The sequence below is a fragment of the Pantoea sp. CTOTU50773 genome (assembly GCF_032082325.1).
Taxonomy (GTDB): Bacteria; Pseudomonadota; Gammaproteobacteria; order Enterobacterales; family Enterobacteriaceae; genus Pantoea; species Pantoea communis.
In genome coordinates, this window is the sequence record NZ_DAMDQC010000238.1 from 1 (window position 1) to 4,649 (window position 4,649).

The 4,649-nt window shown below is 53.2% G+C and carries 3 protein-coding genes; all 3 read left to right on the forward strand.

Annotation, left to right across the window (positions count from 1 at the left end):
• On the forward strand, positions 1–2,417 hold a 2,417-nt coding region (gene carB / locus RT340_RS22005; RefSeq protein ID WP_313377778.1), incomplete at its 5' end, for a carbamoyl-phosphate synthase large subunit.
• A gap of 241 nt (positions 2,418–2,658) precedes the next feature.
• The gene (locus RT340_RS22010) at positions 2,659–3,801 is read left to right on the forward strand and encodes a porin (RefSeq protein WP_211729150.1); all 1,143 of its coding nucleotides are present in this window, start codon (positions 2,659–2,661) and stop codon (positions 3,799–3,801) included.
• A 287-nt stretch (positions 3,802–4,088) separates the two neighbouring features.
• Complete coding sequence (folA, locus tag RT340_RS22015; RefSeq protein WP_034826087.1) at positions 4,089–4,568, forward strand: type 3 dihydrofolate reductase; 480 nt, start codon at positions 4,089–4,091, stop codon at positions 4,566–4,568.
• Positions 4,569–4,649: the final 81 nt, after the last annotated feature.

Below are 4,649 nucleotides of genomic sequence, written 5' to 3' on the forward strand. Positions count from 1 at the left end.
CGGTACTGCGTGAAATCGGCGTGGAAACCGGCGGCTCTAACGTGCAGTTCTCGGTTAACCCAAAAGACGGCCGTCTTGTGGTTATCGAAATGAACCCGCGCGTGTCGCGCTCCTCGGCGCTGGCTTCCAAAGCGACCGGTTTCCCGATTGCAAAAGTCGCCGCGAAACTGGCGGTGGGCTTCACTCTCGATGAGCTAATGAATGACATCACCGGCGGTCGTACGCCGGCGTCGTTTGAGCCTTCAATCGACTACGTTGTGACCAAGATTCCTCGCTTCAACTTCGAGAAGTTCGCTGGTGCCAATGACCGCCTGACCACGCAGATGAAATCTGTGGGTGAAGTGATGGCGATTGGCCGCACCTTCCAGGAATCAATGCAGAAAGCGCTGCGCGGTCTGGAAGTGGGGGCAAACGGCTTCGACCCGAAAGTGGATCTGGATGATGCCGAAGCCCTGACCCGCATCCGCCGTGAGCTGAAAGATGCCGGTTCTGACCGTATCTGGTACATCGCGGATGCGTTCCGTGCCGGTATGTCGGTGGATGGCGTGTTCAACCTGACTAACATTGACCGCTGGTTCCTGGTGCAAATCGAAGAGCTGGTGCGTCTGGAAGAGCAGGTTGCGCGTGAAGGTGTCAACTCACTGAATGCTGATTTCCTGCGTGCACTGAAGCGCAAAGGCTTTGCTGACGTGCGTCTGGCAAACCTGGCGGGCGTGGCAGAGAGTGAAATTCGCAAACTGCGTCAGCAGTTCAACCTGCACCCAGTCTACAAACGCGTAGACACCTGTGCGGCAGAATTCTCCACCGATACCGCTTATATGTACTCCACTTATGAAGAAGAGTGCGAGGCCAATCCAAACCAGGATCGTGACAAAATCATGATTTTGGGCGGCGGTCCAAACCGTATCGGTCAGGGTATCGAGTTCGATTACTGCTGCGTACATGCGGCACTGGCGCTGCGCGACGACGGTTACGAAACCATTATGGTGAACTGTAACCCGGAAACCGTATCGACTGACTACGACACCTCCGATCGTTTGTACTTCGAACCGGTGACGCTGGAAGACGTGCTGGAAATCGTGCGCATCGAGAAGCCTAAAGGCGTCATCGTGCAGTACGGCGGCCAGACCCCGCTGAAGCTGGCTCGTGCGCTGGAAGCAGCAGGTGTGCCCGTGATAGGCACTAGCCCAGATGCGATTGACCGTGCTGAAGACCGTGAACGTTTCCAGCAGGCGGTTGATCGCCTGAGCCTGAAGCAACCGGCTAACGCCACCGTGGCTACGCTGGAGCAAGCTGTTGAGAAAGCGGCAGGTATCGGTTATCCGTTGGTGGTACGTCCTTCCTATGTGCTGGGCGGTCGTGCGATGGAAATCGTTTATGATGAAATCGACCTGAAGCGTTACTTCCAGACCGCGGTTTCGGTTTCCAATGATGCACCGGTTCTGCTGGACCGCTTCCTGGATGATGCAGTGGAAGTCGACGTGGATGCGATTTGCGACGGTGAACGTGTGCTGATTGGCGGCATCATGGAGCACATCGAACAAGCCGGCGTTCACTCAGGTGACTCCGCTTGTTCACTGCCGGCTTATACGCTGAGCACTGAAATCCAGAACGTGATGCGTCAACAGGTCGAGAAACTGGCTTTCGAGCTGAACGTACGCGGTTTGATGAACGTGCAGTTTGCAGTGAAGGACAACGAGGTTTACCTGATTGAGGTGAACCCACGTGCGGCGCGTACCGTGCCATTCGTGTCTAAAGCGACCGGCGTACCTTTAGCGAAAGTGGCTGCGCGCGTGATGGCAGGCAAAACCCTGGCTGAGCAGGGCGTCACGAAAGAAATCATTCCACCGTATTATTCGGTGAAAGAAGTGGTGCTACCTTTCAACAAGTTCCCGGGTGTTGACCCGATTCTTGGTCCAGAGATGCGTTCTACCGGCGAAGTGATGGGTGTCGGTCGTACCTTTGCGGAAGCGTTCGCCAAAGCGATGCTAGGTGCGCAGAGCAACATGAAGAAAACCGGTCGTGCGTTACTGTCTGTGCGCGAAGGCGATAAGAAACGTATCGTTGACCTGGCGGCGAAGCTGCAGAAGTTTGGCTTCGAGTTGGACGCCACACACGGCACCGCTGTGGTGCTGGGTGAGGCCGGTATCAACCCACGTCTGGTTAACAAGGTGCATGAAGGTCGTCCACACATTCAGGACCGTCTGAAGAATGGCGAATACACCTACATCGTCAATACCACCGCAGGTCGTCAGGCGATTGAAGATTCCAAACTGATTCGCCGCAGTGCACTGCAATATAAAGTGCATTATGACACCACGCTGAATGGTGGATTTGCTACCGCGATGGCGTTGAATGCAGATCCGACAGAGAAAGTGATTTCAGTGCAGGAAATGCATGCGCAAATCAAAGGTTAATCAATAAGTTGACCGACTGAAAACGGCTCCTTTGGGAGCCGTTTTTTTTCGCCTGTTTATCATTGGTTGAATAAGGTTATGTGTGAAAAATATATTGATTTGACATAGTTTTTATCAGTTGATGCGATAACGGTTACACCTCGGATTATCCGCACAAAATTATAAATACGATCCCGGTAAGCGCACCGTACTATCTTGAGCGCTCATCAATAGAGCGCTCACCTTAACTGGGATATAAAAAATGAAAATGCGTGCTTTCACCCTCAGCGCAGTGGCTGCGTTATTAGTTGCTGCGCCTCTCGCCAGCCAGGCGGAAATTACCCTGCTGAAGCAGGATCCGCAGGCAGGCGATCCACTTAGTCGTCTTGATTTCAAAGTCGGCGGCAGTATTCGTCCTCAGTTCCAGCATCAGGCTGGCGTCAGTGATCAATCGTACAAGCGTAACGGCTACGATGGTGGTTCACGTTTCCGTTTCTCCGCGGATTACTACCTGTTTGATGACATCAGCTGGGTCAGCTACTACGAGCTGGGCGTGAACTTCCCGGCCTGGTGGGGTTGGGATAACCACTATGCCGATGGCCAGAACAACACCACGCGTCGTCAGCTGTACACGGGTCTGAAGAGCAAAACCTGGGGTCAGTTGACCTTTGGTCAGCAGAACAGCGTTTACTATGATGTGGTCGGCGCGAAGACCGATATCTGGGACTACGACATGCTGGCTCAGGCACCGGGCAACGGTATCAACGGTGACTACGACGGTTCATACCGTTCACGTAAGATGCTGAAGTACAAAAACACCTTCGGCGACGTTGATGTTTACGCTTCATACCTGTTTGAAGATAACAACTACCTGCCAGGCAACGGCCTGCGTTACAAGCGTAAAGGCGGCGGCTCACTGGGTGTGAACTATCACATCACCAAAGATCTGGCATGGGGCACGGCATGGAACTACACCCGTGCAGATATCCATAACCCAGGCACCGGTGAAAGCAAAGTCTATGACCAGAACATCTACGGTACCGCGCTGAGTTGGACCCCGGATAACTGGACGCTGTCTGCAGGTGCAGGCTGGTATCAGAACTTCTCACCAACCAAGAAGAATACGGTTAACAATTACTTCGCGGATGATGCGTGGGGCGTGGAATACTTCGCCGGTTACAAATTCCCAATTGGCCAGTACGCGGTCAAATCTATCCAGCCTTACTTCATGGGCGACCGTCTGGAGTTCGTCAATGGACGTAACTACAAACGTATCGACAATGGCGTTGGTATCAGCACTAAACTGGATTACGGCTTCCAGGTGGACTACGAATACGTGATCACCTCAAGCACCGACAAATCACTGGGTAACATGAACCTGGTGCGTCTGCGCTACGATTTCTAATCGAAGTATCAACGGCTCCTGCGGGAGCCGTTTTTCTTTGTCGCAGACAGTGCGGTTTTCTTTACACTCCATCACGTTAAAGCCTCATTTCACCCTGAGTTATAGCGTCCTGCCGGACTAATATGGCGTCTATTCCCAAGTATGGTGGGAAAGTCGGTGTAAAACTCTGTCCAATAACAAAAATGCGGTCGCATAGGAGCTTTACGCAAATAGCGGGGGCGGCCTATCGACGAAACTTTCGCCTTTACGTATCATTGCGCCAATTTTTTTCCTGTAGGTCTTTTAACATGATTAGTCTGATCGCAGCACTGGCAGCCGATCGCATTATTGGTATGGAAAATGCCATGCCATGGAACCTGCCCGCTGATTTGGCGTGGTTTAAACGTAATACGCTGAATAAGCCGGTGATTATGGGGCGTCTGACCTTTGAATCAATCGGCCGCCCGCTACCGGGACGTTTGAATATTGTGGTGAGCAGCCAGCCGGGCACCCATGAAGGCGTGACCTGGGTGACTTCGCTGGACGAAGCAGTGAAAGCGGCGGGAGACGTGGAAGAGGTCATGGTGATCGGTGGCGGTCGCATTTACGAACAGATGCTGGCGCGCGCCGATCGTTTGTATCTCACACACATTGATGCCGAAGTCGAAGGTGACACCCAATTCCCGGATTACGAGCCGGATGAGTGGCAATCGACCTTTAGCGAGTTTCATGACGCCGACGCGCAGAACTCCCATAGCTACTGCTTTGAAATTCTCGATCGCCGCTAAGCGTTAGTCAGCAAAACGCCTTGTCCACCGACAAGGCGTTTTCTTTTGCGCCTCCGTCAGGCGGACTGCTGCGGCGGGACG